Source organism: Ancylobacter terrae (genome assembly GCF_045108345.1).
Lineage (GTDB): Bacteria > Pseudomonadota > Alphaproteobacteria > Rhizobiales > Xanthobacteraceae > Ancylobacter.
On the sequence record NZ_JBJGXH010000001.1, the window covers coordinates 2,256,872 to 2,282,154 of the forward strand.

27 protein-coding genes are annotated in these 25,283 nt (G+C 70.3%); 13 read left to right on the top strand and 14 right to left on the bottom strand.

The window, feature by feature from the left end:
* Window positions 1-122: 122 nt before the first annotated feature.
* From ACEUEL_RS10840 to ACEUEL_RS10870, 7 genes are all read left to right on the top strand, one after another.
* Window positions 123-404, top strand: coding sequence for an acyl carrier protein (locus ACEUEL_RS10840; protein WP_170011354.1), 282 nt, complete (start codon window positions 123-125; stop codon window positions 402-404).
* 109 nt (window positions 405-513) lie between these two features.
* Window positions 514-1,026, top strand: coding sequence for a 3-hydroxyacyl-ACP dehydratase FabZ family protein (locus tag ACEUEL_RS10845; protein ID WP_405704691.1), 513 nt, complete (start codon window positions 514-516; stop codon window positions 1,024-1,026).
* Window positions 1,019-2,203: a beta-ketoacyl-ACP synthase gene (locus tag ACEUEL_RS10850; RefSeq protein WP_405704694.1), complete on the top strand. Its 1,185-nt coding sequence runs from the start codon at window positions 1,019-1,021 to the stop codon at window positions 2,201-2,203. Before ACEUEL_RS10845 ends, ACEUEL_RS10850 begins: the two co-directional genes overlap by 8 nt.
* Window positions 2,204-2,363: 160 nt before the next feature.
* Window positions 2,364-3,644, top strand: coding sequence for a beta-ketoacyl-ACP synthase (locus ACEUEL_RS10855; RefSeq protein ID WP_405704696.1), 1,281 nt, complete (start codon window positions 2,364-2,366; stop codon window positions 3,642-3,644).
* Between the two features lie 187 nt (window positions 3,645-3,831).
* The gene (locus ACEUEL_RS10860) at window positions 3,832-4,587 is read left to right on the top strand and encodes an SDR family NAD(P)-dependent oxidoreductase (protein WP_405704699.1); all 756 of its coding nucleotides are present in this window, start codon (window positions 3,832-3,834) and stop codon (window positions 4,585-4,587) included.
* Between the two features lie 182 nt (window positions 4,588-4,769).
* Window positions 4,770-5,792: a zinc-binding dehydrogenase gene (locus tag ACEUEL_RS10865; RefSeq protein ID WP_405704702.1), complete on the top strand. Its 1,023-nt coding sequence runs from the start codon at window positions 4,770-4,772 to the stop codon at window positions 5,790-5,792.
* A 23-nt stretch (window positions 5,793-5,815) separates the two neighbouring features.
* On the top strand, window positions 5,816-6,736 hold the full coding sequence (locus ACEUEL_RS10870) for a lipid A biosynthesis lauroyl acyltransferase (RefSeq protein WP_405704704.1): 921 nt from the start codon (window positions 5,816-5,818) through the stop codon (window positions 6,734-6,736).
* 31 nt (window positions 6,737-6,767) lie between these two features.
* Here ACEUEL_RS10870 and arsC read toward each other — a convergent pair whose 3' ends face one another.
* The 5 genes from arsC to ACEUEL_RS10895 all read right to left on the bottom strand — a co-directional run bounded on the left by arsC (window position 6,768) and on the right by ACEUEL_RS10895 (window position 10,986).
* On the bottom strand, window positions 6,768-7,205 hold the full coding sequence (arsC, locus tag ACEUEL_RS10875; RefSeq protein WP_405704707.1) for an arsenate reductase (glutaredoxin): 438 nt from the start codon (window positions 7,203-7,205) through the stop codon (window positions 6,768-6,770).
* Window positions 7,202-7,876 (bottom strand): aquaporin, encoded by a 675-nt coding sequence (locus tag ACEUEL_RS10880; protein ID WP_405704710.1) that lies wholly within the window; start codon window positions 7,874-7,876, stop codon window positions 7,202-7,204. The genes arsC and ACEUEL_RS10880 overlap by 4 nt, the downstream gene beginning before the upstream one ends.
* A gap of 2 nt (window positions 7,877-7,878) precedes the next feature.
* A complete protein-coding gene (locus ACEUEL_RS10885; protein ID WP_405704713.1) occupies window positions 7,879-8,247 on the bottom strand; it encodes an ArsR/SmtB family transcription factor in 369 nt (122 codons plus the stop codon).
* A 127-nt stretch (window positions 8,248-8,374) separates the two neighbouring features.
* On the bottom strand, window positions 8,375-9,484 hold the full coding sequence (locus ACEUEL_RS10890; RefSeq protein WP_405704716.1) for a polyamine ABC transporter substrate-binding protein: 1,110 nt from the start codon (window positions 9,482-9,484) through the stop codon (window positions 8,375-8,377).
* Between the two features lie 107 nt (window positions 9,485-9,591).
* Complete coding sequence (locus ACEUEL_RS10895; protein WP_405704719.1) at window positions 9,592-10,986, bottom strand: glutamine synthetase family protein; 1,395 nt, start codon at window positions 10,984-10,986, stop codon at window positions 9,592-9,594.
* Between the two features lie 190 nt (window positions 10,987-11,176).
* On the opposite strand from ACEUEL_RS10895, the gene ACEUEL_RS10900 reads away from it, so the two are divergent.
* Complete coding sequence (locus ACEUEL_RS10900) at window positions 11,177-12,562, top strand: aspartate aminotransferase family protein (RefSeq protein ID WP_405704722.1); 1,386 nt, start codon at window positions 11,177-11,179, stop codon at window positions 12,560-12,562.
* A 101-nt stretch (window positions 12,563-12,663) separates the two neighbouring features.
* Window positions 12,664-14,040 carry an aspartate aminotransferase family protein gene (locus tag ACEUEL_RS10905; protein WP_405704725.1) on the top strand — a complete coding sequence of 459 codons (1,377 nt, stop codon included), beginning with the start codon at window positions 12,664-12,666 and terminating at the stop codon, window positions 14,038-14,040.
* Window positions 14,041-14,066: 26 nt separating this feature from the next.
* Here the strand turns inward: ACEUEL_RS10905 and ACEUEL_RS10910 are convergent, their stop codons facing one another.
* The 3 genes from ACEUEL_RS10910 to ACEUEL_RS10920 form a co-directional block, all read right to left on the bottom strand.
* Window positions 14,067-14,441, bottom strand: a complete 375-nt coding sequence (locus ACEUEL_RS10910) for a hypothetical protein (protein ID WP_405704726.1) — start codon at window positions 14,439-14,441, stop codon at window positions 14,067-14,069.
* Window positions 14,442-14,517: 76 nt separating this feature from the next.
* On the bottom strand, window positions 14,518-14,856 hold the full coding sequence (locus tag ACEUEL_RS10915) for a rhodanese-like domain-containing protein (protein WP_405704729.1): 339 nt from the start codon (window positions 14,854-14,856) through the stop codon (window positions 14,518-14,520).
* 79 nt (window positions 14,857-14,935) lie between these two features.
* Window positions 14,936-15,934: a DMT family transporter gene (locus tag ACEUEL_RS10920; protein ID WP_405704732.1), complete on the bottom strand. Its 999-nt coding sequence runs from the start codon at window positions 15,932-15,934 to the stop codon at window positions 14,936-14,938.
* Between the two features lie 250 nt (window positions 15,935-16,184).
* On the opposite strand from ACEUEL_RS10920, the gene ACEUEL_RS10925 reads away from it, so the two are divergent.
* A complete protein-coding gene (locus ACEUEL_RS10925; RefSeq protein ID WP_405704735.1) occupies window positions 16,185-17,054 on the top strand; it encodes a LysR substrate-binding domain-containing protein in 870 nt (289 codons plus the stop codon).
* A gap of 10 nt (window positions 17,055-17,064) precedes the next feature.
* Here the strand turns inward: ACEUEL_RS10925 and ACEUEL_RS10930 are convergent, their stop codons facing one another.
* Window positions 17,065-17,634: a hypothetical protein gene (locus tag ACEUEL_RS10930; protein WP_405704738.1), complete on the bottom strand. Its 570-nt coding sequence runs from the start codon at window positions 17,632-17,634 to the stop codon at window positions 17,065-17,067.
* A 112-nt stretch (window positions 17,635-17,746) separates the two neighbouring features.
* On the opposite strand from ACEUEL_RS10930, the gene chrA reads away from it, so the two are divergent.
* Window positions 17,747-18,955 carry a chromate efflux transporter gene (chrA, locus tag ACEUEL_RS10935; RefSeq protein ID WP_405704741.1) on the top strand — a complete coding sequence of 403 codons (1,209 nt, stop codon included), beginning with the start codon at window positions 17,747-17,749 and terminating at the stop codon, window positions 18,953-18,955.
* A gap of 3 nt (window positions 18,956-18,958) precedes the next feature.
* Here the strand turns inward: chrA and ACEUEL_RS10940 are convergent, their stop codons facing one another.
* Window positions 18,959-19,732 (bottom strand): SDR family NAD(P)-dependent oxidoreductase, encoded by a 774-nt coding sequence (locus tag ACEUEL_RS10940; protein ID WP_405704743.1) that lies wholly within the window; start codon window positions 19,730-19,732, stop codon window positions 18,959-18,961.
* Window positions 19,733-20,023: 291 nt separating this feature from the next.
* Here ACEUEL_RS10940 and ACEUEL_RS10945 point away from each other — a divergent pair, with 291 nt between their 5' ends.
* Together ACEUEL_RS10945 and ACEUEL_RS10950 are read left to right on the top strand one after the other, a co-directional pair.
* Window positions 20,024-20,617 (top strand): protease inhibitor Inh/omp19 family protein, encoded by a 594-nt coding sequence (locus tag ACEUEL_RS10945; protein ID WP_405704746.1) that lies wholly within the window; start codon window positions 20,024-20,026, stop codon window positions 20,615-20,617.
* Window positions 20,618-20,823: 206 nt separating this feature from the next.
* Window positions 20,824-21,084 carry a hypothetical protein gene (locus tag ACEUEL_RS10950; protein ID WP_405704748.1) on the top strand — a complete coding sequence of 87 codons (261 nt, stop codon included), beginning with the start codon at window positions 20,824-20,826 and terminating at the stop codon, window positions 21,082-21,084.
* 27 nt (window positions 21,085-21,111) lie between these two features.
* Here ACEUEL_RS10950 and pssA read toward each other — a convergent pair whose 3' ends face one another.
* From pssA to ACEUEL_RS10970, 4 genes are all read right to left on the bottom strand, one after another.
* Window positions 21,112-21,993: a CDP-diacylglycerol--serine O-phosphatidyltransferase gene (gene pssA / locus ACEUEL_RS10955; protein WP_405704751.1), complete on the bottom strand. Its 882-nt coding sequence runs from the start codon at window positions 21,991-21,993 to the stop codon at window positions 21,112-21,114.
* A gap of 52 nt (window positions 21,994-22,045) precedes the next feature.
* A complete protein-coding gene (locus ACEUEL_RS10960) occupies window positions 22,046-22,774 on the bottom strand; it encodes a phosphatidylserine decarboxylase (protein WP_405706716.1) in 729 nt (242 codons plus the stop codon).
* 85 nt (window positions 22,775-22,859) lie between these two features.
* On the bottom strand, window positions 22,860-23,174 hold the full coding sequence (locus ACEUEL_RS10965; RefSeq protein WP_405704754.1) for an MliC family protein: 315 nt from the start codon (window positions 23,172-23,174) through the stop codon (window positions 22,860-22,862).
* A 43-nt stretch (window positions 23,175-23,217) separates the two neighbouring features.
* Window positions 23,218-25,239 carry an ABCB family ABC transporter ATP-binding protein/permease gene (locus tag ACEUEL_RS10970; protein ID WP_405704756.1) on the bottom strand — a complete coding sequence of 674 codons (2,022 nt, stop codon included), beginning with the start codon at window positions 25,237-25,239 and terminating at the stop codon, window positions 23,218-23,220.
* Window positions 25,240-25,283: the final 44 nt, after the last annotated feature.

Sequence of the window (25,283 nt, forward strand, 5' to 3'; positions counted from 1 at the left end):
GCGGTCGCGCTTAGGTATACGGGCCGACATCCCCTAACGGGCTGCTTGCGCGCGTTTCGCGCGGGCGGGCGCCGTTGACGCACCGTGGCCCGGCCGCGGCCAACCGAGACCAGAGGCTACCCATGTCTTCCACGTTCGACACCGTAGCGAACATCATCGCCGAGACGTGCGACATCCCGCGCGAGAACATCACGCCGGACAGCCACGCCATCGACGATCTCGGCATCGACAGCCTCGACTTCCTCGACATCGCCTTCGCCATCGACAAGGCGTTCGGCATCAAGCTGCCGCTGGAGCAGTGGACGCAGGAAGTGAACGAGGGCAAGGCGACCACCGAGCAGTATTTCGTGCTCAAGAACCTGTGCGCGCGCATCGACGAGCTGATCGCCGCGAAGACCGCCTGAGACCCGCGTGAGGTGGCGGCCCTTCCGGGCCGCCGGACGAAGACCGCCCGAGGCCCGGCACGCCGGGCCGAAGGCCCGCCGGAGCAAGACCGGCGACACGGACGGAACGATGCGCCTCGAATATTTCCAGATGATCGACAAGGTGCTCGCGCTCGATCTCGAGGCGCGCACCCTGAAGTCGGCCAATACCGTTCCGCTGGAAAGCCCGATCTTCGAGGGCCATTTCCCCGGCCACCCGCTGCTGCCGGGCGTGCTGCTGTTCGAGATCATGGCGCAGAGCTGCGGCATGCTGCTGCTGCGCTTCCACAATTTCGACCGCATGGCGTTCCTCGCCTCGGTCGAGAAGGGCAAGCTGCGCACCTTCGTGACGCCGGGCCAGGTCATCGAGGTCGATGCCAAGCTGGAGCATGACGGCTCCGGCTATGGCCGGCTCTCGGCGCAGGGCCGGGTCGAGGGCAAGCTTGTCTGCAACGCCGAGATCACCCTGAAGACCATGCCGTTCCCGGCACCGGAGCTCAGGGGCTACCTGCTCTCGACGGCGGAGCGCATCGGCATGCCGATGGGATGCGACGCGAACACGACTGGGGGGGCGACCCCAGGAGAGAGTCTGACGCATGTCTGAACGCCGTGAGGTCTGGATCACCGGGATAGGGCTCGTATCCTCGCTCGGTGAAGGGCTCGATGCGCATTGGAGCGCGCTCGCCGACAGGGCCGAGCCCGTGCTCGATCCGACCGGTTTCGCACCCTATGTGGTGCACCCGCTGGCCCCGGTCGATTTCGGCAAGCAGATCCCCAAGAAGGGCGACCAGCGCCAGATGGAGCCGTGGCAGCGGATCGGCACCTATGCCGCCGGCCTCGCCCTCGAATCGGCCGGCATCGCCGGCAACAAGGACATTCTCGGCGCCACCGACATGGTGGTGGCGGCGGGCGGCGGCGAGCGCGACCAGTCCGTCGACGGCTCGATCCTCACCGAGATCGAGAAGCAGCCGCGACCCGACGTCTACCTCAACGAGCGGCTGCAGGCGGACCTGCGCCCGACCCTGTTCCTCGCCCAGCTCTCCAACCTGCTGGCGGGCAACATCTCGATCGTGCACGGCGTCACCGGCTCCTCGCGCACCTTCATGGGCGAGGAAAGCTCGGGCACCGACGCGGTGCGCATCGGCTTCTCGCGCATCGCCGCGGGCACCAGCGAGATCGCGCTGGTGGGCGGCGCCTATAACGCCGAGCGGCGCGACATGCTGCTGCTGTTCGCGCTGAAGCGGCTCGCCATGCACGCGCCCTGGGCGCCGGTGCTGGCCGATCCCAAGGGCGTGCCGACCGGCTCGGCCGGCGCCTTCCTGGTGCTGGAATCACCCGAGCACGCCAAGGCGCGCGGGGCGACCCCGATCGCGAAGCTCTCCGGCGTGTGGTCGGAGCGGGCGCGGCGGGGCGAGCCGGGCGCGGTCGAGGCCGTGCTGGACGAACTCATCGCCAAGGCCATGGGCGTCACCACCGAGGGCACCGCCATCCTCTCCGGCGCCAGCGGCGCGCCGGATGCCACCCGCGCGGAAACCGAGGCGCTGGCGAAGGCCGGGCTTCCGGTCCGCTCGGTGACCGACCGCGTCGGCCACAGCCTCGAGGCGCAGATGCCGGTGGCGCTGGCGCTGGCGGCGCTGGCCGTCTCGCGCGGCAAGCTGTTCGCCCCGCTGGACGGCGAAACGCTGGAGACGCCCTTCGAGGCGCCGCTGACGCGGGCTGTGGTGACGGCGGTCGGTCACTGGCGCGGCGAGGGCGTCGCGCTGGTGGAAAAGGCCGGCTGAACCGCCATATCTGTCCGGCGCGCCCCGGTTTCGCCGGAGCGCTGCCGCACACCGCGTGACAGGCCCTTGCGACGGAGCGGCGATCCCCGCGCCGGTGCGGCCTTCGCCGCCGGGTGCGGCGGGTTGATTTGATGCCGGGGGGCATCGGGAGACGAAGAGCATGGCGTCCTATACCGACAAGTCCGGCCGTCCCGTCGTGGTCGTCACCGGCATGGGCCTCGTCACCTCGCTCGGCCAGGGCAAGGACGACAACTGGGCCAAGCTGACCGCCGGCCGCTCCGGCATCCACCGCATCTCCCGCTTCCCGCTGGACGGGCTGAAGACGACCATCGCCGGCACGGTGGATTTCCTGCCGGGCGAGCCGCGCACCGCGCCGGACCTGTCCGAGCATCTGGCCGCGCTCGCCGCCGAGGAAGCGGTCGCCCAGTCCGGCATCGGCCGGATCGGCGCCTTCCCCGGCCCGCTGTTCTGCGCGGTGCCGCCGATCGAGCTCGAATGGCCGCAGCGCCGCATCCTCGCGCAGGAGGCCGCCGCCAACGGGCCGGTGAGCTATGACGACCTCTTGCGCGCCGCCGAGGCTAACGGCCACGACGCCTGGCACGAGCGTTTTCTCTACGGCTCGATCGCCGACCACCTCGCCGACCGCTTCGGCACGCGTGGCCAGCCGATCTCGCTGTCCACCGCCTGCGCTTCCGGCAACACCTCGATCCAGCTCGGCGTCGAGGCGATCCGGCGCGGGGAATGCGACGCGGCGCTCTCCATCGCCACCGACGGCTCGGTGACCGCGGAGGCGCTGATCCGCTTCTCGCTGCTCTCCGCCCTCTCCGCCAATAACGAGGTGCCGGAGGCGGCCTCGCGGCCCTTCTCCAAGAACCGCGACGGCTTCATAATCGCCGAGGGTGCCGGCGCGCTGGTGCTGGAGAGCTACGAGCACGCGGCCAAGCGCGGCGCCACGATCCTCGGCGTCATCGAGGGCGTCGGCGAGATGGCCGACAGCTTCCACCGCACTCGCTCCTCGCCGGACGCGAAGCCGGTGATCGGCTGCATGCGGGCGGCGCTGGCCGATGCCGGCGTCTCGCCCGACGAGATCGACTACATCAACGCCCACGGCACCTCGACGCCCGAGAACGACCGGATGGAATACACCGGCATGAAGGAAGTGTTCGGCGAGCGGCTCGGCTCGATCCCGATCTCCTCCAACAAGTCGATGATCGGGCACACGCTGACCGCGGCCGGCGCGATCGAGGCGGTGGTCTCGCTGATGACCATCGCCAATGGCCGGATCCCCCCGACCATCAACTACGACGTGCCCGACCCGAGCATCCCGCTCGACGTGGTGCCGAACGTCGCGCGCGACGCCAAGGTGACGCGGGTGATGTCGAACTCCTTCGGCTTCGGCGGGCAGAACGTCGCGCTGGTGCTGACCGGCGCGCCGTCCTGAGGTCACCCATCTCGTGCCCTCCCCCGCGCGCGGGGGAGGTGATCGGCCCCCGGGCCTCGCCTTCCGCGAACCCGGGAACAGGCTCCGCCGGACGGAGGGGTAAACCCCACCGCGGCCCGGCGTTCCCCCCTCCCCGACCCTCTCCCGCGCGGGAGAGGGAGCCCGTCGCAACCATGGGACATCCGGCATGACCTCCCCTCGCGTTCTCGTCACCGGTGGCGGCCGCGGCGTCGGCGCCGCCATCGTCCATGCGCTCGGCGTGGCCGGCTTCGACGTGGTCTTCACCGTGCGCACCGCGACCACCGAAGCGGAGCAGGTCATCGCCGGCGTGGCGGCGGTGAACCCCGAATCGCGGCTGGAAGCCCGCTCGCTCGACCTCGCCGACAAGGGCGCGGTCGACGCCTTCGCCGCGCAGGTGGCCGAGGAGCCGGCCTATTTCGGCTTCGTCCACAATGCCGGCATGAGCTACGACACCCTCGCCGCGATGGTCGACCAGACCAAGGCGGAAGAGCTGATGCAGGTGAACTACTGGTCGTTCGTGAAGATCGCCGGCGCGCTGGTGCGGCCGATGTCGCGGGCCAAGGCCGGCCGCATCGTCGCCATCGGCTCGATCGCCGGCGAGGTGGCGAACCCCGGCAACGGAGTCTATTCCGGCTCCAAGGCCGCGCTCGCCGCCTATTGCCGCACGCTGGCGGTGGAAAGCGGGCGGCGCGGGGTGACGGTGAACACGGTCGCGCCCGGCTTCGTCGACACCGCGATGCTGGAGCGCTACGCCGCCTATCGCGCCAATGTCGAGAAGCAGGTACCGCTCGGGCGTTTCGCGCGGCCGGACGAGGTGGGCGCCCTCGTCGCCTTCCTGATGTCGCCGGGCGGCAGCTACATCACCGGCGCCACCATCCCGGTCGATGGCGGGCTCACCGCCGCACTAGCCATCCAGCGCTGAAACCGATATCCAGCGCCGTCCTTCAACGGGCGGCGACCGCTGCCTCCCTCGCGCCGGCTTTCGAGCCCGGCGGCCAGACGACCTCGCGGCCAGACTCCTGCCGCCTCCGGTCCGGTTCTGGTGCCCCGGCTCCGTGCCGGGACGGGAGCGGTGAGCGTCGCCGCCGTCCTGTGGAGCCTTCCATGCGCGCGCTTCAGCTCGTCTCCGACCGTAACCTGATCCTCGCCGACGTGCCGGAGCCCGGCGCGCCACAGCCGGGCGAGGTGCGCGTCAAGGTCAAGGCGCTGGCGCTGAACCATATCGACGTGTGGGGCTGGCGCGGCATGGCTTTCGCCAAGCGCAAGCTGCCGCTGGCGGTGGGCGCCGAGGCGGTCGGCGAGGTCACCGCCGTCGGCGCCGGCGTGACGCGCTTTGCGCCCGGCTCCCGCGTCGCCATGTACGGCGCGCTGACCTGCGGCCAGTGCAAGGCCTGCAAGCAGGGCCGCGACAATCTCTGCGAGGAGGTCGCCGGCGTGATGGGCTTCCACGTCGACGGCTTCGCCCGCGACGAGCTCAACATCGCCGAGCGGCTCTGCGTGCCGATCCCCGAGGGCATCGCGTGGCGCGACGCCGCCTGCGCGCCGGTGACCTTCTCCACCGTCGAGCACATGCTGTTCGACAATGCGAAGCTCGAGGGCGACGAAACCGTGCTGGTGCATGCCGGCGGCTCGGGCATCGGCACGGTGGCGATCCGCATGGCGAAGGAGATCGGCGCGACCGTCATCACCACGGTGGGCGACGACGAGAAGGGCGCCAAGGCGAAGGCCATCGGCGCCGACCACGTCATCAACTACAAGACCGACCGCTTCGAGCACGAGGTGCGCAAGATCACCAAGAAGGTCGGCGTCGACGTGGTGTTCGAGCATGTCGGGGCGGAGACCTGGAACGGCTCGCTGCTCTCGCTCAAGCGCGGCGGGCGCCTCGTCACCTGCGGCTCGACCTCGGGCGTCACCACGACGATGAACCTGATGCAGCTGTTCCAGCGCCAGTACCACATCTTCGGCTCGTTCGGCGCCCCGATCCGGGCCATCACGGACGGGCTGAAGCGCATGGAGCGCGGCGTACTGCCGGTGATCGACTCCGAATATGCGCTGGAGGATTTCGAGCACGGGCTGGAACGGCTGGAGACGCGCCGGGTGTTCGGCAAGGTCGTGGTGCACTTCTGAGCGAACTCCGGGAGACGCCCCGCGTGGCCGAGCCGAAGCGCAGCCTCACCCAGCGCCTCTACCAGGGCTTCCTCACGGTGGCGGTGTGGTTCCTCGTGCGCGCGCTGCGCCTCATTCCGCCCGACACCGCGGCGAATATCGGCAGCTGGGGCGCGCGCACCATCGGGCCGCGCACCAAGATCCACCAGCGGGCGTTGATCAACCTGCGCGCGGCCTATCCCGACGAGACCGAGGCATGGCGGGTGAACATCACCCGCGGCATGTGGGACAATGTCGGGCGCGTGGCGGGCGAGTTCGTCCATCTCGACCGCATCTGGCAGTACAATATGTGGGAGCCGGCCAAGAGCCGGATCGAGACCACGGGCGTGTCGAACTTCGTCTCGATGCGGATCGACGGCAAGCCGGCGCTCGTCTTCACCGCCCATCTCGCCAACTGGGAGCTGCCGGCCATCGCCGCGGCGGCGCAGGGGCTCGACAGCGCGGTGCTGTTCAAGCCGCCGGACAACGCCTTCTTCGCCGAGCTGCTGCTGGGCGCGCGGGCCGAGGTGATGGGCGATCTCGTCGCCGCCTCGCATGTCGCGGTGTTCGAGCTCGCCGCGGTGCTCGACCAGGGCAAGCATCTCGGCATCCTCGCCGACCAGAAGCGGCGCGGCGGGCCGCGGGTGACCTTCTTCGGCCGTCAGTGCAACAGCAACCCGACCATCGCCCGGCTCGCCCGGCTCTATGAGTGCCCGGTGCACGGGGTTCGGGTGATCCGCCTGCCGGGCGGGCGCTTCCGCATCACCTGCACGCCGCCGATCGAACTGCCGCGCGACGCCAAAGGCAAGATCGACGTCGACGCCTCGATGCAGGCCATCACCTCGATCATCGAGGGCTGGGTGCGCGAGCATCCCGAGCAGTGGACCTGGTTCTACCGCCGCTGGCCGGAGCTGAAGAAGGTGTGATGGGGGCGGGTGCCGGAGGCCCGCGCCCGATTTATTCCAGTGAGGGGGCGGAGCCGGCGGGAACGACGATCTCGCCGTCCTCCTTGGTGAAACGGTCGGGCCGGCGTTCGAGCAGGTCGAGCACAGCCTCGGACGGGCGGCACAGCTTCACCCCGAGCGGCGTCACCACCAGCGGCCGGTTCACCAGGATGGGGTGCTCGATCATGGCGTCGAGGATACGCTCCTCGGCGACATCATCGCCCAGCAGGCCGAGGTCGGCGGCCGGCGTTCCCTTCTCGCGCAGCAAATCCCGGAAGCTCAGGCCCGCCCGCGCGGCAAGGTCGCGAAGCTGATCGCGGGTCCAGCCGGTCTCGAGGTACTCGACGACGTCCGGCTCGTAGCCGGCGGCGTGCACCAGGGCAACGACGTTGCGCGAGGTGCCGCAGGCCGGATTGTGGAAGATCACAATAGGAAATGCGACGTCGTTCATGGGGTTTTCTCCGGTCGCAGGAGCCAGCCGAATAGGCCGGCCGCGAGCAGCGCGCCAGCCATTTGGGCGAGGATGAAGGCGGGGGTGGAGGCCGGCGCGATGCCGGCGAAGCTGTTCGTCAGGCTCCGCGCCAGCGTCACCGACGGGTTCGCGAACGAGGTGGACGCGGTGAACCAGTAGGCGGCGACGATGTAGAGGCCGACCGCGACGGCGGTGCCATCAGGCCGGAACCGCGCCGTGCCGAGAATGGCACCGAGCAGGCCGAAGGTGGCGACCGTTTCGGCAAGGATGCGGCCCGGATCCGCGCGCGGTGTGAGCGAGACCTGAAGCAGCTGTTCGCCGAACATGGCATGGGCGCACCAGACGCCGAGGATCGCTCCGGTGAGTTGCGCTACCACATAGGCCAGCGCCAGCCGCCACGGCAGCGCCCGCCGGAGGGTGGCCACCAGCGTCACCGCCGGGTTGAAGTGGGCCCCCGATATCGGGCCGAATATCCAGATCAGCACGACCAGCGCCGCCCCGGTCGCCAGCGCGTTGGCGAGCAGGGCGAGCGCCGCGTTGCCGCCGGCGAGATGCGCGCCCATGATGCCCGAGCCGACGATCGCGGCGAGTAGCAGGGCGGAGCCGAGGGCTTCCGCGGCGATCCGTCGGGCCGGGCCGAAGCTGTCCATGATCAGCCGCCCGCCGCCGGCGCGCCGAGCGACGCGCAGCTGCCGGCCCGCTCCAGCAGGGCGCCGAGCGGCGCGCAAATCTCGGGCGCGCCGTTGCAGCAATCGGCCATCAGGAAGACCAGCAGGCCGCGGGTCGCGGCATAGTCCACGCGATAGCGGATGGACCGGCCCTCGCGGCGCGAGCCGATCAGCCCGGCATGGACCAGCACGGCGAGGCTGGCCGACAAGGTGTTGGGCCGCATGTCGAGCGCCCGGGCGATGTCGCCCGCCGCGATGCCCGCCGGGCCGGCCTTCACCAGCAGGCGGAAGATGGCGAGGCGCCCCTCGTGCCCGAGGGCGGACAGCATGGTGGTGGCGTGCTTCGATTCCATATTTCTATATTTCTCGAAATATGGATTTCATCAACGCCGTTTCATCGGCACGCGCATCCGCGCAACGCAAATCCCCGGCCGCGAGGCCGGGGATCGGGTCTTCACGAGCAGGTCGCGCAGGCGCGGCTCACTTGCCGCGCTTGAACTTGTTCCACGTGCGGGTGACCACGCGCTGGACGTCCTGCGGGTAGGTCGTCACGGTGAACAGCTTCGCCTGCACATCGGCCGGCGGGTAGATCGACGGGTTGTCGAGGATCGCCTTGTCGATGAACTTCTGCGATTCGAGGTTGCCGTTGGCGTAGGAGATGTAGTTCGAGTTCTTCGCCGCCACTTCCGGCTTCATCATGAAGTTGATGAAGGCCAGCGCCTCGTCGACATGCTGCGCATCCTTCGGGATGGCGAAATTGTCGAACCACATCAACGCGCCTTCCTGCGGGATGACGTATTCGATATTGACCGGCTTCTTCTTGGTCTTGGCGGCGGCTTCCTCGGCGCGGGTCTTGGCCTGGAACACGTCACCCGACCAGCCGGTGGCCAGACAGATATCGCCGCGGGCCAGCGCGTTGATGTAGCCGGAGGAATCGAACTTCTTCACGAACGGCCGGATCTTCATCAGCAGCTCGCCGGCGGCCTCGATGTCCTTGGGATCCTTGGAGTTCGGATCCTTGCCGAGATAGCGCAGCGCGGTGGGGATGATCTCCTCCGGGCCGTCCAGCATGTAGACGCCGCAATCCTTCAGCTTGGCGAGGATCTCCGGCTTGAACACGATGTCCCAGGTGTTGAGCGGGATGTCGCCGAGGCGCTCCTTCACCTTGTCGACATTGTAGCCGATGCCGGTGGTGCCCCACATGTAGTTGACGGCGTACTGGTTGCCCGGGTCGTAGACGCCGAGGCGCTCGGAGATCGCCGGCCACTGGTACTGGAGGTTCGGCAGCTTGGCCTTGTCGAGCGGCAGGAACACGCCGGCCTGGATCTGGCGCTGCAGGAACGAGCCGGTGGGCACGACCACGTCATAGCCGGTCTTGCCGCTGAGCAGCTTGGTCTCCAGCACCTCGTTGCTGTCGAACACGTCGTAGCGGACCTTGATGCCGGTTTCCTTGGTGAACTCCTCCAGCACCGACTCGTCGATATAGTCGGACCAGTTGTAGACGTTCACGACCTTGTCCTGCGCCACGGCAGGGCCGACCGCGAGGGCGGTCAGGCATCCGGCCGCTACGGCCGCGAGGAGGCGCTTCATCCTGTTCTCCCGTCGATGTTGCATCTCGTTAGGAACGTCCGCCCCCGCTTCGGTCCCGTCGCCTTAGGTTAGTGATTGCCGTTTCTATGCTCAAGCCTTCGGCATGATTACAAATACGTCTCGTATTCGAGCGGATTGATCCGCCGCTCGAAGGCCGCCAGTTCCGCCTCTTTCATGATCGCGTAGACCCGCTGGTACTCGACGCCGAAGGCGCGCCCGACGAAATCCGACCCCGCGAAGGTGGCGATCGCCTCGCGCATGACGCTGGTGAGGCGCGGCGCGCTGGCCTCATAGGCATTGCCGGCGAGCGGCGCCGGCGGCTCCATATGCCGCTCGATGCCCTCCAGCATGCCGGCGAGCATGCCGGCCAGCACGAGGTGGGGATGGGCGTCGGCGCCGGCGATGCGGTGCTCCAGCCGGCGCGCCTTGGGCGGGCCGTTCGGCACCCGCACCGCCACCGAGCGGTTGTCATAGCCCCAGGAAATGCCGGTCGGGGCGTAGCTGCCCGGCACCAGCCGGCGGAAGCCGTTATAGCCCGGCACGTAGAACAGCGCGGTGTCGGCCATGGTCGCCAGCATGCCGGCCGCGGCGTGGCGCAGCAGCGCCTCGCCCGCCTCGCCGTCGGCGAAGGCGTTCTTTCCCGCATCGTCGAGCAGGCTCGCATGGACATGCATCCCCGACCCCGCGAAATCGAGGAAGGGCTTCGCCATGAAGCTGGCGCGCAGGCCGTGCTTGCGGGCGACGCCGTCGATCATCCGGCGCAGCAGGATGGCGTGGTCCGCCGCCGCCATGGCGTCGGTCGAATGGTAGAGATTGACCTCGAACTGGCCGGGCGCCGCCTCGGAGATGACGGTGTCCGCCGGCAGGCCCTGGAGGCGCGCGGCCTCGCGGACCTCGTGCAGCAGGCCGGCATAGGCGTCGAGATCCGACATGGCGTACATGTTCTGCCGGGCCGGGCCGCGCGAGGCGGGAAACACCGGCTCGGGCGCGCCATCGGGACCGGGCGACGGCTTCATCAGGTAGAATTCGAGTTCGAAGGCGACGCAGGGGTGCAGGCCGCGGGCGGCAAATCCCGCCAGCACCTTTCCGAGCACATGGCGGGGATCCAGCACCCAGGGGCGCTCCCCGCCCCGGCCGTCCGGCTCGTACATCGACACCATCACCTGAGCGGAAGGGCGCGGCGACCACGGCACGGGCTTGAGCGTGCCGGCCACGGGGCGGCAGATGCCGTCGCGGTCGCCGGTCTCGATGTGGATGCCGGTCTCCTCGACCTCGCGGCCCCAGATGTCGAGCCCGAAGATCGACAGCGGGATGGCGACGCCGTCCGTCCAGACCTTGCCCGCCGCGCCGCCGGGGAGCCATTTGCCGCGCAGAATGCCGTGGGTGTCGGGCAGCAGGATCTCGACGATCTCCGGCGCGCCTTCGCGGGCAAGATAGGCGCCGAGTTCGTCGGCTTCCTCGGTCGTCGCCGCGATGCTGATCGCGGCCTCAGGCAATGGCATGATCCACCCTGCGGGAATTTGCGTCGATTGTGACCATGGCGCGCAATTGGTCAAGCGCCACCCGATCCGCCCTCTCTCATGCCACGGCGCGCGCCTTGACGCACGTAAAATGTGATCACATTCTAGCAGCCACTCGATGGTGCGCCGCCGATGGCGGCCTGCGCCCCGCCAACCCGGATCGGATTTGATCATGACGCTGCCCGCCTCCACCGCCGAGCTGCGCGCGCTCGACGCCGCGCATCACCTCCACCCGTTCAGCGACACCAAGGCGCTGAACGCCGAGGGATCGCGGGTGATCGTGAAGGCCGATGGCGTCTGGCTGACGGATTCGGAGGGCAACCGCATCCTCGACGGCATGTCGGGCCTGTGGTGCGTCAATGTCGGCTATGGCCGCGAGGAGATCGCCGACGCGGTGAGCGCGCAGCTGCGCGAGCTGCCCTACTACAACACCTTCTTCAAGACGACGCACAAGCCGGCGATCGAGCTCGCCGCCAAGCTCGCCGAACTGACGCCCCCGCAGTTCAACCGGGTGTTCTTCACCGGCTCCGGCTCGGATTCCAACGATACCGTGATCCGGCTGGTGCGCCGCTATTTCGACCTGCGCGAGCAGCCGCAGAAGAAGATCATCATCTCCCGCCGCAACGCCTATCACGGCTCCACCGTGGCGGCCGCCAGCCTCGGCGGCATGGCGCCGATGCATGCGCAGGGCGACCTGCCGATCCCGGGCATCGTGCACATCGCGCAGCCCTACTGGTGGGGCGAGGCCCGGCAGGGCGAGACGCCGGACGAGTTCGGCCTGCGCACCGCGCGGGCGCTGGAGGCGACCATCGACGCGCTCGGCGAGGACCGCATCGCCGCCTTCATCGCCGAGCCGATCCAGGGCGCCGGCGGCGTCATCGTGCCCCCCGCCACCTACTGGCCGGAGATCGCCCGCATCTGCCGCGAGCGCGACATCCTGTTCATCTCCGACGAGGTGATCTGCGGCTTCGGGCGCACGGGGAACTGGTTCGGCTGCGAGACCTTCGGCACCCATCCCGACATCCTCGTCATGGCGAAGGGCATCACCTCCGGCTACATGCCGCTGGGCGCGGTGATGGTCGCGGACCGGGTCGCCGAGGTGCTCATCGAGAAGGGCGGCGACTTCAACCATGGCTATACGTATTCCGGCCACCCGGCCGCCTGCGCGGCGGCGCTGGCCAACCTCGCGATCATGCAGCGGGAGAAGCTGGTCGAGCGGGTGGAGAGCGACGCCGGCCCCTATCTCGCCGCCCGCTGGCGGGCCCTGGGCGAGCACCCTCTGGTGGGCGAGGCGCCGATGGTCGGCCTCGTCGGCGCGCTGGAGCTGACCCCCGACAAGACCGGCCGGACCGCCTTCCCCGAGGTCGGCAAGGCGGGGACGCTGGCGCGGGATTTCTCGTTCCGGAACAATCTGGTGATGCGCGCCGTGCGCGACCGGCTGATCATCGCGCCGCCGCTGACCATCTCGCATGGCGAGATCGACGAGCTGGTGGCGCGGGCGCGCACGACGCTGGACGAAACCTGGGCCGAGCTGAAGCGGCGGGGCTGGGTCGGCTGATCCGGGCCGGGGGCGCCCCGCCCTGTCGCTCCCCTCTTGGCCGAAGCGTGCTTTGATGCTTCTATCATGACATCAGGGTACACACCTTCGGTTGCATCAGCATGGATGACCTGACCGTCCGCCCGACCGCCGGCGTCAGCCCCAGCCGCACGGCGGCGCTGCGCTCGGAGGCCGAGGCGCTCTATCTCGGCACGCGGCCGCGCACCCGCGCCGCGGCGGGCGCCGCCGCGAATCTGTTCGACGGCGTGCCGATGCACTGGATGCGGGACTGGTCGACGCCGGTGCCGCTCATCGTTTCCGAGGCCAGCGGATCGCGCATCACCGATCTCGACGGCATCGGCTATGACGATTTCTGCCTCGGCGACACCGCCGCCCTGTTCGGGCACGGCCCGGAGCCGGTGGTGCGGGCGGTGACCGAGCAGGCCCGCCGCGGCCTCGCCACCATGCTGCCGAGCCCGGACGCGGCGCGGGTCGGCCAGCTTCTGGCGGAGCGTTTCGGCCTCCCCCAGTGGCAGATCGCCGCCACCGCCTCCGACGCCAACCGCTTCGCGCTCAAGGTGGCGCGCGCCGTCACCGGGCGCCCGCGCATCCTCGTCTTCGACGGCGCCTATCACGGGGCGGTAGACGAGACCTTCGTCGAGCTCTCCCCCGAGGGGCAGGTGGTGCACAAGACCGGCCTGATCGGCGAGGTGCGGGACCTGTCCGCGCTCACGCGGGTGGTGCCGTTCAACGATCTCAACGCGCTGGAATGGGCGCTGGCCGACCGCAGCGTCGCCTGCGTCATCGCCGAGCCGGTGATGACCAACTGCGCGATGGTGATGCCGCGGCCCGGCTTCCACAAGGCGCTGCGCGAGATGACGCGCCGGCACGGCACGCTGCTGCTGATCGACGAGACGCACACCTTCTCGACCGGTCCGGGCGGCTATACGCGGCTCCATGGGCTTGCCCCCGACCTGTTCGTGGTCGGCAAGGCCATCGCGGGCGGCATTCCGGCCGCCGCCTGGGGCATGAGCGAGGAGACCGCCGGCCGCTTCCAGATCGCCCGCGCGTCGGTGGCGGAAGGCCATTCCGGCATCGGCACCACGCTGGCCGGCAGTCCGCTGCAACTCGCGGCCATGCGGGCGACGCTGGAGGAGGTGGCGACGCCGGAGGCATTCCGCCACATGAACGCGCTGGCCGACCGGCTTGAAGCGGGCCTCGCCGGCGTGCTGCGCGAGGCCGGGCTGCCGTGGCATGTCGCCCGCTGCGGCGCGCGGGTGGAGGTGGTGCGCAGCCCGATGCCGGTTGCCAATGGCGGCGAGGCGCGGCTCGCCCATTTCCCGGCGCTGGAAGCGACCATCCACCTCGCGCTTCTGGTGCGCGGGGTGCTGATCTCGCCCTTCCACGACATGATGCTCGCCGCCCCCTCGACAAGCGGGGAACAGGTCGACCGGCTCGTCGGCGCGATGCGCGAGGTGGTGGGGCGGCTGGTGGGGTGAGGCCGCCGGGCGGTCAGCGCGCCTGCTCAGCCCTCGAGCAGGACCCTCAGTTCGGCCGGATCGGTGATCAAACGCCGGAGTTCATCCCTCGCCTCGCCGGCCAGGCGCACAACGTCGTGCCACTTGGGATCATCGAGCACGGCTTGATTGTCGTAGTCATTGCCGGTGGGTGACACATGGGCCGACAACGCTTCGGTAAAGGTGATCACCGCCCGATGCTCGGCGCTGGAGATAAAGCCCACCGACAGAACGTAAGCATAATAGTCATCATAGATCGTGCTGTCGAAATAGGAGCAGACGAACTCGATATAGCTCCAATGCGGCGAAGGATCATTGCCCCATCTGCGGCGCTGAAGATCGATATCCGCCAGATCACGGATCAGCCCCAGCCATGGCGCCATGTTTGACGGAATTCAGCCGAATCCGTTTCCATTCCCGGGCCTCCGCCGCGATGGAGGTGACGCGACCCCGCCCCGCTCAGCCCTTCTGCGTCTCGAAGCCGGCTTCCTTCCAGGCGAGGATGCCGCCCGCCATGTGGCGGTGGAGGTCGTGGCCGGCGGCCTGGGCGGCCGCGGCGGCCTTCTGGGAGCGCTGGCCGGAGCGGCAGGAGAACACCAGCGTCTTCCCGCCGGGATCGGGCAGCGCGGCGGCATCGAAGGTCGAGAGCGGGAAGTCGACCGCGCCGGGAATGCGCTCGGCGGCAAGTTCGTTCGGCTCACGCACATCCACGAGCAGGATGGTGCCGGATTCCAGCCCCGCCTTCACCTCATCGACCGAGAGATGCTCGATCACGCCACCAAAGGGATTGGACTGCATCGCACCGCTCCTCGCCAGACTGGGCAGGAGTTAATCCCGCGGGCAGGCCGCCGCAAGGGGGGCGACGGCCTGTCCGGGATCAGCGCGGGCGCACCGCTAGCACGCCGAGGACGATGAGGCTGCCGCCGACGATGGCGGCAAAGCTCGGGAACTCACCGAAGACGAGCGCCGCCATCGAGATGCCCACCACCACCTGCACCAGCAGCACGATCGAGACCGTGCCGGCCTGCAGCCGCCCGAGGGCGAAGGTGGCCAGGCCCTGCCCGACCGCATGGGTGACGACGCCGAGACCGGCGACGGCGAGGAAACCGCGCAGGCTCGCCGGCACGATCTGCTCGCCGGTGCCCACGGCCCAGGCGAGGCAGAACAGCGCGCCCGCCGCCGAGGACAGCAGCGCCACCATGCCGCCGCTCATCGCCGTCGTGCTGCCGGCCCGGCGCACCATGCGCACGACCAGCATGTAGGCGGCATAGGTCGAGGCGGCGATGGCGCACATCAGGTCGCCGGTCACGCTGGCCGCACCGGCGCCGCCGCTGCTGGTGCTCGCGAGGACGATCACCGCCGCCCCGCCCAGCGCCAGCGCCAGCGCCGTCATCAGCGCCAGCGTCGGGCGCTCGCCGAGCAGGAGCCACGCCATGAGCAGCACGAAAACCGGCGCCAGATTGCCGAGCAGCACGCCGTTGGCCGTTGTCGTGCGGGCAAGGCCGGCGTGGAACAAGATCAGGTCGACGGCAAAGAAGAATCCGGCGAGGGCGCCGAAGGCGAGATGGCGCGCGCCGATGCGGGTTGCGCCGGTCGACCGGCGCACCAGCGCCTCGCGCCGCTCGGCATAGGCCCACAGCGCGGTCGGACCGAGCGCGAACAGCAGGCGCCAGAAGCCGATCGCCGCCGGCCCGACATCGGCGAGGCGCACGAAGATCGGCGAGAATCCGATGCAGGCCGCCGCCACCAGCGCCGCCACGAAGGCCTGCCGGCGCAGGCGCTGGGCCTCGCCCGCCAGCGTGAGCGACGGCATCGCGCCGTCGACGTGATGAAGGGCTTCCGGCACCAATGCCGCGGCGGGAGGCGGGGGAGACATGACACGCTCGAAAGGGCTGGGACGATAATCGCGGCGTGGCAGTTCCAGCGGCCTGCTCGCGTCGTGGCACCGGCCGGCAGGCCGTATGCAGCATCTACTGCCTGCCTATAAATCGGGAAAGTGAATTTATTTTGTACATCCATTTGCATCGATGATAATCATATCTGGCATGCGCGGGCGGCATGCCACCGTCATCCGGCCGTGTATTGCGGGCCGTTTCACGCTGAAATCGCTGCGAACGAGGATGCTCATGCGCCATCTCGATACCGAATCGCTCGGCATGCTCATCGCCATCGTCGACACCGGCGGCTTCACCGCCGCGGCCGAGCGCGTGGGGCGGACCCAGTCGGCGGTATCGGCGCGGATCGCGCAGCTCGAGGAAAGCCTCGGCGTGCGGCTGCTGGAGCGCTCGCGCCGGGGCGTGTCGCTGACCGAGACCGGGGAACGCCTCGTCGCGCATGCGCGGCGGCTGCTGGCCTTCGAGAGCGAGGCGCTCGCCGACCTCAAGGGCGGCACGCCGGAGGGCAGCGTGCGCATCGGCATGCCCGACGATTATGTCGACGCCTATTTCACCCCGACCATCAGCCGCTTCGCGGCGGCCTATCCGCGCGTCGAGATATCGATCCGCTGCGAGCTCTCGAAGACGCTGGAGCCGGAGGTGGAGCGCGGCCAGCTCGACCTCGCGTTGTTCACGCGCGATCTCTCGCGCCCCATGGGCGAGATGCTGAAGCGCGAGAAGCTGCTGTGGCTCGCCGCGCGTGGGCACCGGCCGGAGCGCAGCGACCCGCTGCCGCTCGCCCTGTTCCCGGTCGGCTGCCGCGCGCGACCCCACATCGCCGCGGCGCTGGATGCGGCCGGGCGGTCCTGGCGCGTGGCCTGCACCTCCTCCTCGCAGGGCGGCATCAATTCGGCCGTCGAGGCAGGGCTGTGCATCACCGCCCTGCCGGAATGCGCCGCCCCGCCGGAATGGCGGCGGCTCGGCCCGGCCGATGGGCTGCCGGCATTGCCGGAGATGGAGGTCGGCCTGCTGCTCGCTCCCAACCCGCCCCCCGCCGCCCGGCGGCTCGCCGACACGCTGCGCGCCGCGCTGGCGCAGAGCCCGGCCGCCGAGGCGGCCTGACCATCCCGACTCAGCCCGGCTCGTAGCGGCGGACGAAGGGAACGCCGTTGAAGGTGTGGGTGCAGCAGCTGCAGGACGGGCGCATGTGCTCCACCCGCAGCTCCGGATCGACGCGGGCGAGACGGCCCGCCTCATCCACGAACAGCCCGCTGTAGTAGCTGCTTTCGCCGATCAGCACGAAAGGCCGCCGCTCCTCCTCCCGGCGGGCGACCAGCCAGAAGATCGGCTCGCTCCGGTCGAGCCGGGATACCGCCTCGCCATAGACATCCGCCCAGGGCTCGCCGACCCGCGCCAGCAGGAAGCGGAACAGCGGCGTGTAGTCGTGCCGCCGATGCCGGTTGGCGTGCATGCCGGTGCGGACGGACCTGCCGCCGGGGCCGCTCCGCCGTCGGCGCGCGGCACCGGCGGGGCGGGCGGCATCGTCAATCTCCTCGATGTCCGGGTCCATCGCATCGTCGCACGCGTCGCCGAGCGCGGCCGCCTCGGCGCTTCGGCGGGTCCAGCGGTACTCGCCACCGGCGTGGCGGACGCCGTGCGTGCGGGTGTTGACCCGCCGGTAGAGCGGTTCCTTCTCGCGCATCCCCGGCGCTCCCTGCTGTGCGGGGCGAGGCTACGCCTTTTGCCGCCGGACGCGAACATGCCGGTGCCGGATGTCCCTACACGCTGTCACGCAGGCCTGCTATCGCTCGCCCATGAGCGATAGCGCGATCCCCCAGACCATGTCCGCCGGCTCGGCCCGCGAGGTATTCGCGGTCTTCCTGCGTCTCGGCCTCACCTCCTTCGGCGGACCGATCGCCCATATCGGCTATTTCCGCGAGGAGTTCGTCGCCCGCCGCCGCTGGCTGGCGGAACCGGCCTTCGCCGATCTGGTGGCGCTGTGCCAGTTCCTGCCCGGCCCGGCCTCGAGCCAGGTCGGCATGGGTCTCGGACTGATGCGCGCGGGACTGCCCGGCATGGCGGCGGCGTGGATCGGCTTCACCCTGCCGTCCGCGCTGCTGATGCTGGCGATCGCCTATGGCGCCACCAGCCTCGGCGGCATGGCCGGCGCCGGATGGCTCGGCGGGCTGAAGGCGGCGGCGGTCGCGATCGTCGCGCAGGCGGTGCTCGGCATGGCGCAATCGCTGTGTCCCGATCGTCCGCGGCAGACCCTGGCGCTGCTCGCCGCCGCGGGCGCGGTGCTGCTGCCCGGCGCCGGCGGTCAGGTCGGCGTCATCCTCGGCGGCGGGCTGGCCGGTCTCGTCTGGCTGACCGCCCCGCCGCGGGCGGAGGCCGGCCATATCGCGGTCACCATCGGCCGGCGCGGGGCGGTCATGGCGCTCATCCTGTTCGCCGTGCTGCTGGTGGCGCTGCCGCTGGCCGCGCAGGCGAGCGGCGACGGCGCGCTGCGGCTCGTGGACGCGATGTACCGCGCCGGCGCGCTGGTGTTCGGCGGCGGGCATGTGGTGCTGCCGCTGATCGAGGCGGAACTTGTCGGCCCGACCGGGCTCAGCCGCGAACTTTTCCTCGCCGGCTATGGCGCGGTGCAGGCCATGCCCGGGCCGCTGTTCAGCTTCACTGCCTATGTCGGCGCGCTGATGCCGGCGCCGCCTAACGGGGCGGCGGGAGCGGCGCTCGCGCTCGTCGCCGCCTTCCTGCCTTCGGCGCTGCTGATCTACGGCGCCCTGCCCTTCTGGGCCGGGCTCTCGCACGACGCCCGCGCCCGCAACGCGCTGTCCGGCATCAACGCCGCCGTGGTCGGGCTGCTCGGTGCCGCGCTGTGGGACCCGGTGGCGACCGCCGGCATCACCTCGGCACCGGGCTTCGCCATCGCGCTTATATGCTACCTCGCCATCGCGCTGTGGCGCATTCCGGTCTGGGCGGTGGTCCTCGGCGCCGCCGGGCTGGGCGCGGCCCTGCTGTGAGCCTCACGCGCTGCGGGTGATCTTCAGCCCGGCGAAGCTCTGGCAGGTGGCGAAGGCCTGGATCCGCGTGATGTTGACATGGCGCGGCACGGTGCAGGCGAAGAACACCTGCTCGGCGATGTCCTCGCCGGTCATCGGCTCGGTGCCCTGGTAGACGCTGCCCGACTTGTCCGCATCGCCATGGAAGCGCACCAGCGAGAACTCGGTCTCGGTCAGCCCGGGCTCGATGTCGGTGACGCGGATATTGGTGCCGGCGAGGTCGGCGACGAGGTTCAGCGCGAACTGCTTGACGAAGGCCTTGCTGGCGCCATAGGCGTTGCCGCCCGGATAGGGATAGTCCGCCGCGACCGAGCCGGTGGTGACGATATGCCCCTCGCCCCGCTCCACCATGCCCGGCAGCGTCGCCCGGATGGTGTAGAGCAGGCCCTTGATGTTGGTGTCGACCATGTCGTCCCAGTCGGTGAGATCCGCCCGCTGCGCCGGCTCGAGCCCCAGCGCGAGGCCGGCATTGGCCATCACCACGTTGAAGCGCGCGAAAGCGGCCGGCAGCGCGGCGAGCGCGGCGACGAGGGCCTCGTTGTCGCGCACATCCACCTCGAGCGGGTGGAAGCGGGCGCCGAGTTCGTCCCGCAGCGCCACCAGCCGCTCGGCCCGCCGGCCGGTGCCCACGACATGCGCGCCGGCATGGGCGAAGCGCCGCGCCACCGCCGCACCGATCCCCGAGGTGGCGCCGGTGACGAGGACGGTCAGCGTGGCGGGATCGAGCATCTGGTACATCGGCACATCTCCTCGGCAGGGGCGGACGGCGGGCGGCGACCGCCGCGCCCTCGCCAGATAGCCCGCGCTCCCGCGGGCGTCCATGCGGGCGGGCGCCCTTGGCAATGATTTGTTGAGGATGAGGCGGGAATCTGCCGCCTCATCGCCCGCGCCGGCGGCGCGGGGTCACGCTCACGCCACGATCCTTGCCGAAACAAGGCGCGGGGAAGGGAGCCGCCGCGCAACTGGCGTGGACGGTGACGGGCTGCACGGGGCGTGCTCAGGCGCACGCACCGGGTCAGGAGAGTGAAATTGTCCAAGAAGATGCTCGCGGCAACGACCGCAACGGCTTTCCTGCTCGCCGGCTGCAGCACGGTGATCGACGGGTTCGGCTCGGCCAAATCCACCCCCGCGGAAGTGAGCGCGATTACGCCGGCCCCGACCGGGTCGGTCGAGAGTTCGGCGGTTGCCGCCCCGATGGCGGCTCCCGTCTACGGTGCCGGCGCCTCGACCGCCGCCGCCGCCGTCACGCCCCGCTCCACCGCCGCCGCCGTGGTGCCGATCAGCGCGCCGCCTTCCGCGACCGCCCCGGGCGGCGTCGCCTATGCCGAGCCGGGCAGCCAGCGGGCGCAGCTCGCCGGCACCTGGACATTCTCGTGGGACGGCGGCAGCAAGTCCTGCCCGGTCACCCTGACCACCGAGCGCGGCATGACCGATTTCGCCGCCCAGGGCGACGTGAGCTGTCCCAAGGACATCTTCATGACCAAGAGCTGGGACATCTGGAGCAACGACATCGTGCTCCAGAACCATGTCGGCAAGGTCACCGCGCGGCTGAAGCCGGCAGGGCCGCAGCGCTTCGAGGGCACCTCCGCCTCGCTCGACGAGACCGTGACGCTGACGCGCTGATCCCCGCGCCTTCCGGCAAGCGCCGTGCGGGCTGGCAAGCCCGCGTCGCAGGCATCACCTAGGGTGACGTTCACGTGATCGGGCGCCCATGCGCGCGCGATCAGGGGCGGGAACGAAAAAATAAACGATGCGTTAACGCCCCGGCCCAATCATGCTGTGCATGGCCAAAGCTGATCGATTCGGCTTTGCCATCGGAGGACGTTGTGATGCTGAGAGTGACCTCGGTTCGTGCCGAGCCCAGCCTCGGGGTCGGCGAGATCGGCGCGGAGGGCGGCGATGCCGTCTATGCCCGTCGCCAGCGATCGTCCCGCATCGCCGAGATTCCGGCCTTGCCCGCCATGATGTCGGCCCATCTCGATACGGCCCGTCCCCGTACCGACGCCGAAGCGTTGCAGATTCTCCGGAGCGCCTTCCCCACGGCACCGCTGGCCCTGCGCGTGGCGGCGCTGGCGGCCCGGCCGCGCTGAGCGGGGCGTGCCGCCGCACCCCTCTGTTCAGTTCAACGTGACGCGGTCGGCGCGGTCGTCGTCCTCCCGAGGCGGCGTCGGCTCGCCTGCGGCGACGTGGGAGCTGCGCCGCGCGCGCTCGTATTCCCGTGACAGGCGGGCATAGCGCAGCGCCGAGAAGGGCAGCATGGCGAGATAGGCCAGCGTGCAGGCGGCCAGCGTCTGCCACGGCCAGCTCGCCAGCACCGCCGCGAACAGCACCACCGCGACGAACAGCGGCAGCACCGCCTCGCGCGGGATGCGGCTGCCCAGCTTCTTGCCCGACCAGGCCGGCAGGCGCGAGACCATCAGCAGGGCGATGCCGAGGCAATACAGCGCCGCCACCGCCGGCGAGGCGACGAGGCGCGGCAGGCCGGTGAGTTCGAGATAGACCGGCAGCAGCACGCAGAGCGCCCCGGCCGGGGCCGGCACGCCGGTGAAGAAATCGGCGGCGAAGGGCGGCCGGTCGGGATCGTCCAGCATCACGTTGAAGCGGGCGAGGCGCAGCGCCGCGCAGATGGCGAAGGCCAGCGCCGCGATCCAGCCGAACGAGCCCAGCGATTCGAGGCCCCACATATAGAGGATGAGGCCCGGGGCGACGCCGAAGCAGACGAAATCCGAGAGGCTGTCGAGCTCGGCGCCGAAGCGCGAGGTGCCCTGCAGCAGCCGGGCGAGGCGCCCGTCCATGCCGTCCAGCACCGCGGCGAGCACGATGGCGCCCAGCGCCAGTTCCAGCCGTCCCTCGATCGCCATGCGGATGCCGGTGAGGCCGGCGCACAGCGACAGCAGGGTCACGACATTGGGGATGAGGATGCGCAGCGGCACCGCCTGGAAGCGGCGGCGGCGCGGCTCCGGCGGATCCGGCTCGAAGGGCGGGAACAGGTTCGACATCGCTTCGTCCTCGACCTCGGGAAGTCGGCGGCAGGGCGGGCCGCAGGGCCTGTCAGCTTAGCCGAAACGCGACGTCGCGCGAGGGCGTGGCGAGATCGGCCAGCACGGTCTCGCCCGCCACGGCCCGCTGGCCCTCGGACACGCTGGCCTGGCTGCCGACGGGCAGATAGACATCGACGCGCGAGCCGAAGCGGATCAGCCCGAAGCGCTCGCCGGCGCCGAGGTGCTCGCCCTCGCGCACGAAGGAGACGATGCGCCGCGCGACGAGGCCGGCGATCTGCACGACGCCGATGCGGCCCGCGGCGGTCTCCAGCACGAGGCCGTTGCGCTCATTGTCCTCGCTGGCCTTGTCGAGATCGGCGGAGAGGAACTTGCCGGGCTTGTAGGCGATGCGGGCGATGCGCCCCGCCAGCGGCGCCCGGTTCACATGCACGTCGAACACGTTCATGAAGATGCAGACCCGCGGCAGCGGCGCCTCGCCCAGGCCGAGTTCCGGCGGCGGCACGGCGGGACCGACGAGGCAGACCCGGCCATCGGCGGGAGACACCACCAACCCGTCGCGGATGGGCGTGACGCGCGCCGGATCGCGGAAGAAATAGCAGATCCACACGGTGATCAGCACGCCGATCCAGCCGAGCGGGGGCACCAGCCAGAGCAGCGCCAGCGACACCACGGCGCCGATGGCGATGAACGGATAGCCCTCGCGATGGATCGGGGCGAGGCCGCTGCGGATCGAGTCGATGACGGACATCAGTGTCTTCCGGTTGTCGGGCGCGGGCAGGGTTAGGGCCCGCGCGGGCCCGCGTCAAATCGCGAGCGGGTGGGGGCGCCGATTGCGGCGCGTTGCGCCGCTCGCCCGGTGCCGCTCAGCCGGCGGCTTCGCACTTCACCGTGGCGCCGTTGCGCGTCAGCGTGCCGCCCTTGCCCTTGACCCAGAACTCGACGTCGCCGTCGGCGTAGCGTCCGCCATCCGCCGAGATGACCTGCGGCAGGCGCAGCGGCGGCCCCTGCTCGAAGCGCAGCGTGACCGCGCCGGGCTCGCTCTCGCCGCCGGTGAAGACCGCTTCCAGCCGGCCGCCGTCACTGCAGGTGAAGCGCGCCTCGATGGCGGCCGCGGGACCGATGGTTGCGGCGAGCGCCGCGAGTGCCGCCATCGCGGCGGCAAAGAACGTCCTGTTCATGACTTCCTCCCTGAAGCGCCCGGGGGCGCTGCCCGACGCCGGCTCACGCGGCGGCGTCGTTCTCCGATTCCTCGCGCTCCACCTCCTCGCGGGCGGAGCGGCGCGGCGCGCCTTCGACGGCATCGGCGCCGGGCGCCGCCACCGGCGATTCGGCGACCGCCGCCAGCGTCTCGCGGGCGCGGTCGGCCTTGCGCTGGCGCTCCCACAGGGCGGCATAGAGCCCTGCCTTCGCCAGCAGCTCGGCATGGGTGCCGCGCTCGGCGATGCGGCCATCGGCCAGCACGATGATCTCGTCGGCATTGATGACGGTGGAGAGGCGATGGGCGATGACCAGCGTGGTACGCCCGCGCGAGACGCCGTCCAGCGCATCCTGGATCTCGCGTTCGGTCTGGCTGTCGAGCGCCGAGGTCGCCTCGTCGAGCACGAGGATCGGCGGCGCCTTCAGGATGGTGCGGGCGATGGCGACGCGCTGCTTCTCGCCGCCGGAGAGCTTCAGCCCGCGCTCGCCCACCTCGGTCTCGAAGCCGCGCGGGGTGCGCCGCACGAACTCGTCGATGCGGGCGAGGCGCGCGGCCTCCTCGACCTCGGCCTCGGTGGCGTCGCCCCGGCCGTAGCGGATGTTGTAGGCGATGGTGTCGTTGAACAGCACCGTATCCTGCGGCACCATGCCGATGGCGGCGCGCAGGCTCTTCTGCGAGACCTCGCGGATATCCTGCCCGTCGATGGTGATGCGCCCGCCGGCGAGGTCGTAGAAGCGGAACAGCAGGCGCGAGATGGTCGACTTGCCGGCGCCCGAGGGGCCGACGATGGCGACGGTGCGCCCGGCCGGCACCTCGAAGGTGACGCCCTTCAGGATCTCCCGCTCGGGATCGTAGGAGAAGCGCACATCCTCGAAGCGCACCGTGCCGCCGGTGACGGCGAGCGCGGGGGCGCCGGCGTGGTCCTCGATCTCCGGCGTGCGGTCGAGCAGGGCGAACATCATCTCGATGTCGATCAGCGACTGCTTGATCTCGCGGTAGATCATGCCGAGGAAGTTCAGCGGCTGGTAGAGCTGGATCATCATGGCATTGACCATGACGAACGCGCCGACCGACTGCCGCCCGGCCTTGATGTCGAGCACCGCCAGCACCATCACCGCGCCGAGGCCGATGGTGAAGATGAAGGCCTGCCCGGCGTTCAGCCAGGCGAGCGAGGTGTAGGTGTGGACGGTGGCGCGCTCGTAGCGGGCCATCGCCTTGTCGTAGCGGGCGGCCTCGCGCTCCTCGGCGCCGAAATATTTCACCGTCTCGTAGTTGAGCAGGCTGTCGACCGCCTTGGCGTTGGCGTCGGTATCGCTCTCGTTCATCGCCCGGCGGATCGCCATGCGCCGCTCGGTGAGCCAGAAGGTGAAGCCGGTATAGGCGGCGATCATCAGGAGCGTCACCGCCGCATATTTCCAGTTGAACTGCCAGACCAGCACGCCGATGACGAGGGCGAATTCGAGGATGGTCGGGGCGAGGTGCAGCACGATCATCCGCACCACCGTCTCGATGCCCTCTCGGGAGCGCTCGAGGATGCGGGTGAGGCCGCCGGTCTTGCGCTCCAGGTGGAAGCGCAGCGACAGCGCGTGCATGTGCTCGAAGGTCTCGAGCGCGAGGCGGCGCACGGCATGGATGGCGACGCGGGCGAACAGGCCGTCGCGCCATTGCGTCAGCCCCGCCATGACGATGCGCGCGAAGGCATAGGCGACGGTGAGCGCCACGGGCGCCGCCACCAGCCAGCCGAGCGCGTCGGTGGTGATGCGGGCCCCCTCGCCCTCGGCGATGGCGTCGGTGGCCCACTTGAAGAAGAACGGCACCATCATGGTGGCGATCTTCGCCACCACCAGCAGCGCCAGCCCCCAGATGACGCGGGCGCGCAGGTCGGCGCGATCGGCCGGCCACAGATAGGGCATCAGCCCGCGCAGGGCGACCAGCAGGCTGCCGCGCGGTGCCGTCTCGGCGCTTGCCGGGCGGATCGAGGGGCGCACCGGCACGCGCGGCACTGCTGGCAGCACCGGCGCCGTTCCGCCGTCAGGCGCACTCATGAGACGAAATCCCGATTATGTTGTCAGCCGTCCGAGCGGCCTCG

Coding starts and splice junctions, on each gene's coding strand:
- ACEUEL_RS10840 (WP_170011354.1), top strand. CDS start 123: ATGTCTTCCACGTTCGACACCGTAGCGAACATCATCGCCGAGACGTGC.
- ACEUEL_RS10845 (WP_405704691.1), top strand. CDS start 514: ATGCGCCTCGAATATTTCCAGATGATCGACAAGGTGCTCGCGCTCGAT.
- ACEUEL_RS10850 (WP_405704694.1), top strand. CDS start 1,019: ATGTCTGAACGCCGTGAGGTCTGGATCACCGGGATAGGGCTCGTATCC.
- ACEUEL_RS10855 (WP_405704696.1), top strand. CDS start 2,364: ATGGCGTCCTATACCGACAAGTCCGGCCGTCCCGTCGTGGTCGTCACC.
- ACEUEL_RS10860 (WP_405704699.1), top strand. CDS start 3,832: ATGACCTCCCCTCGCGTTCTCGTCACCGGTGGCGGCCGCGGCGTCGGC.
- ACEUEL_RS10865 (WP_405704702.1), top strand. CDS start 4,770: ATGCGCGCGCTTCAGCTCGTCTCCGACCGTAACCTGATCCTCGCCGAC.
- arsC (WP_405704707.1), bottom strand. CDS start 7,205: ATGAACGACGTCGCATTTCCTATTGTGATCTTCCACAATCCGGCCTGC.
- ACEUEL_RS10880 (WP_405704710.1), bottom strand. CDS start 7,876: ATGGACAGCTTCGGCCCGGCCCGACGGATCGCCGCGGAAGCCCTCGGC.
- ACEUEL_RS10885 (WP_405704713.1), bottom strand. CDS start 8,247: ATGGAATCGAAGCACGCCACCACCATGCTGTCCGCCCTCGGGCACGAG.
- ACEUEL_RS10890 (WP_405704716.1), bottom strand. CDS start 9,484: ATGAAGCGCCTCCTCGCGGCCGTAGCGGCCGGATGCCTGACCGCCCTC.
- ACEUEL_RS10895 (WP_405704719.1), bottom strand. CDS start 10,986: ATGCCATTGCCTGAGGCCGCGATCAGCATCGCGGCGACGACCGAGGAA.
- ACEUEL_RS10900 (WP_405704722.1), top strand. CDS start 11,177: ATGACGCTGCCCGCCTCCACCGCCGAGCTGCGCGCGCTCGACGCCGCG.
- ACEUEL_RS10905 (WP_405704725.1), top strand. CDS start 12,664: ATGGATGACCTGACCGTCCGCCCGACCGCCGGCGTCAGCCCCAGCCGC.
- ACEUEL_RS10910 (WP_405704726.1), bottom strand. CDS start 14,441: ATGGCGCCATGGCTGGGGCTGATCCGTGATCTGGCGGATATCGATCTT.
- ACEUEL_RS10915 (WP_405704729.1), bottom strand. CDS start 14,856: ATGCAGTCCAATCCCTTTGGTGGCGTGATCGAGCATCTCTCGGTCGAT.
- ACEUEL_RS10920 (WP_405704732.1), bottom strand. CDS start 15,934: ATGTCTCCCCCGCCTCCCGCCGCGGCATTGGTGCCGGAAGCCCTTCAT.
- ACEUEL_RS10925 (WP_405704735.1), top strand. CDS start 16,185: ATGCGCCATCTCGATACCGAATCGCTCGGCATGCTCATCGCCATCGTC.
- ACEUEL_RS10930 (WP_405704738.1), bottom strand. CDS start 17,634: ATGCGCGAGAAGGAACCGCTCTACCGGCGGGTCAACACCCGCACGCAC.
- chrA (WP_405704741.1), top strand. CDS start 17,747: ATGAGCGATAGCGCGATCCCCCAGACCATGTCCGCCGGCTCGGCCCGC.
- ACEUEL_RS10940 (WP_405704743.1), bottom strand. CDS start 19,732: ATGTACCAGATGCTCGATCCCGCCACGCTGACCGTCCTCGTCACCGGC.
- ACEUEL_RS10950 (WP_405704748.1), top strand. CDS start 20,824: ATGCTGAGAGTGACCTCGGTTCGTGCCGAGCCCAGCCTCGGGGTCGGC.
- pssA (WP_405704751.1), bottom strand. CDS start 21,993: ATGTCGAACCTGTTCCCGCCCTTCGAGCCGGATCCGCCGGAGCCGCGC.
- ACEUEL_RS10965 (WP_405704754.1), bottom strand. CDS start 23,174: ATGAACAGGACGTTCTTTGCCGCCGCGATGGCGGCACTCGCGGCGCTC.
- ACEUEL_RS10970 (WP_405704756.1), bottom strand. CDS start 25,239: ATGAGTGCGCCTGACGGCGGAACGGCGCCGGTGCTGCCAGCAGTGCCG.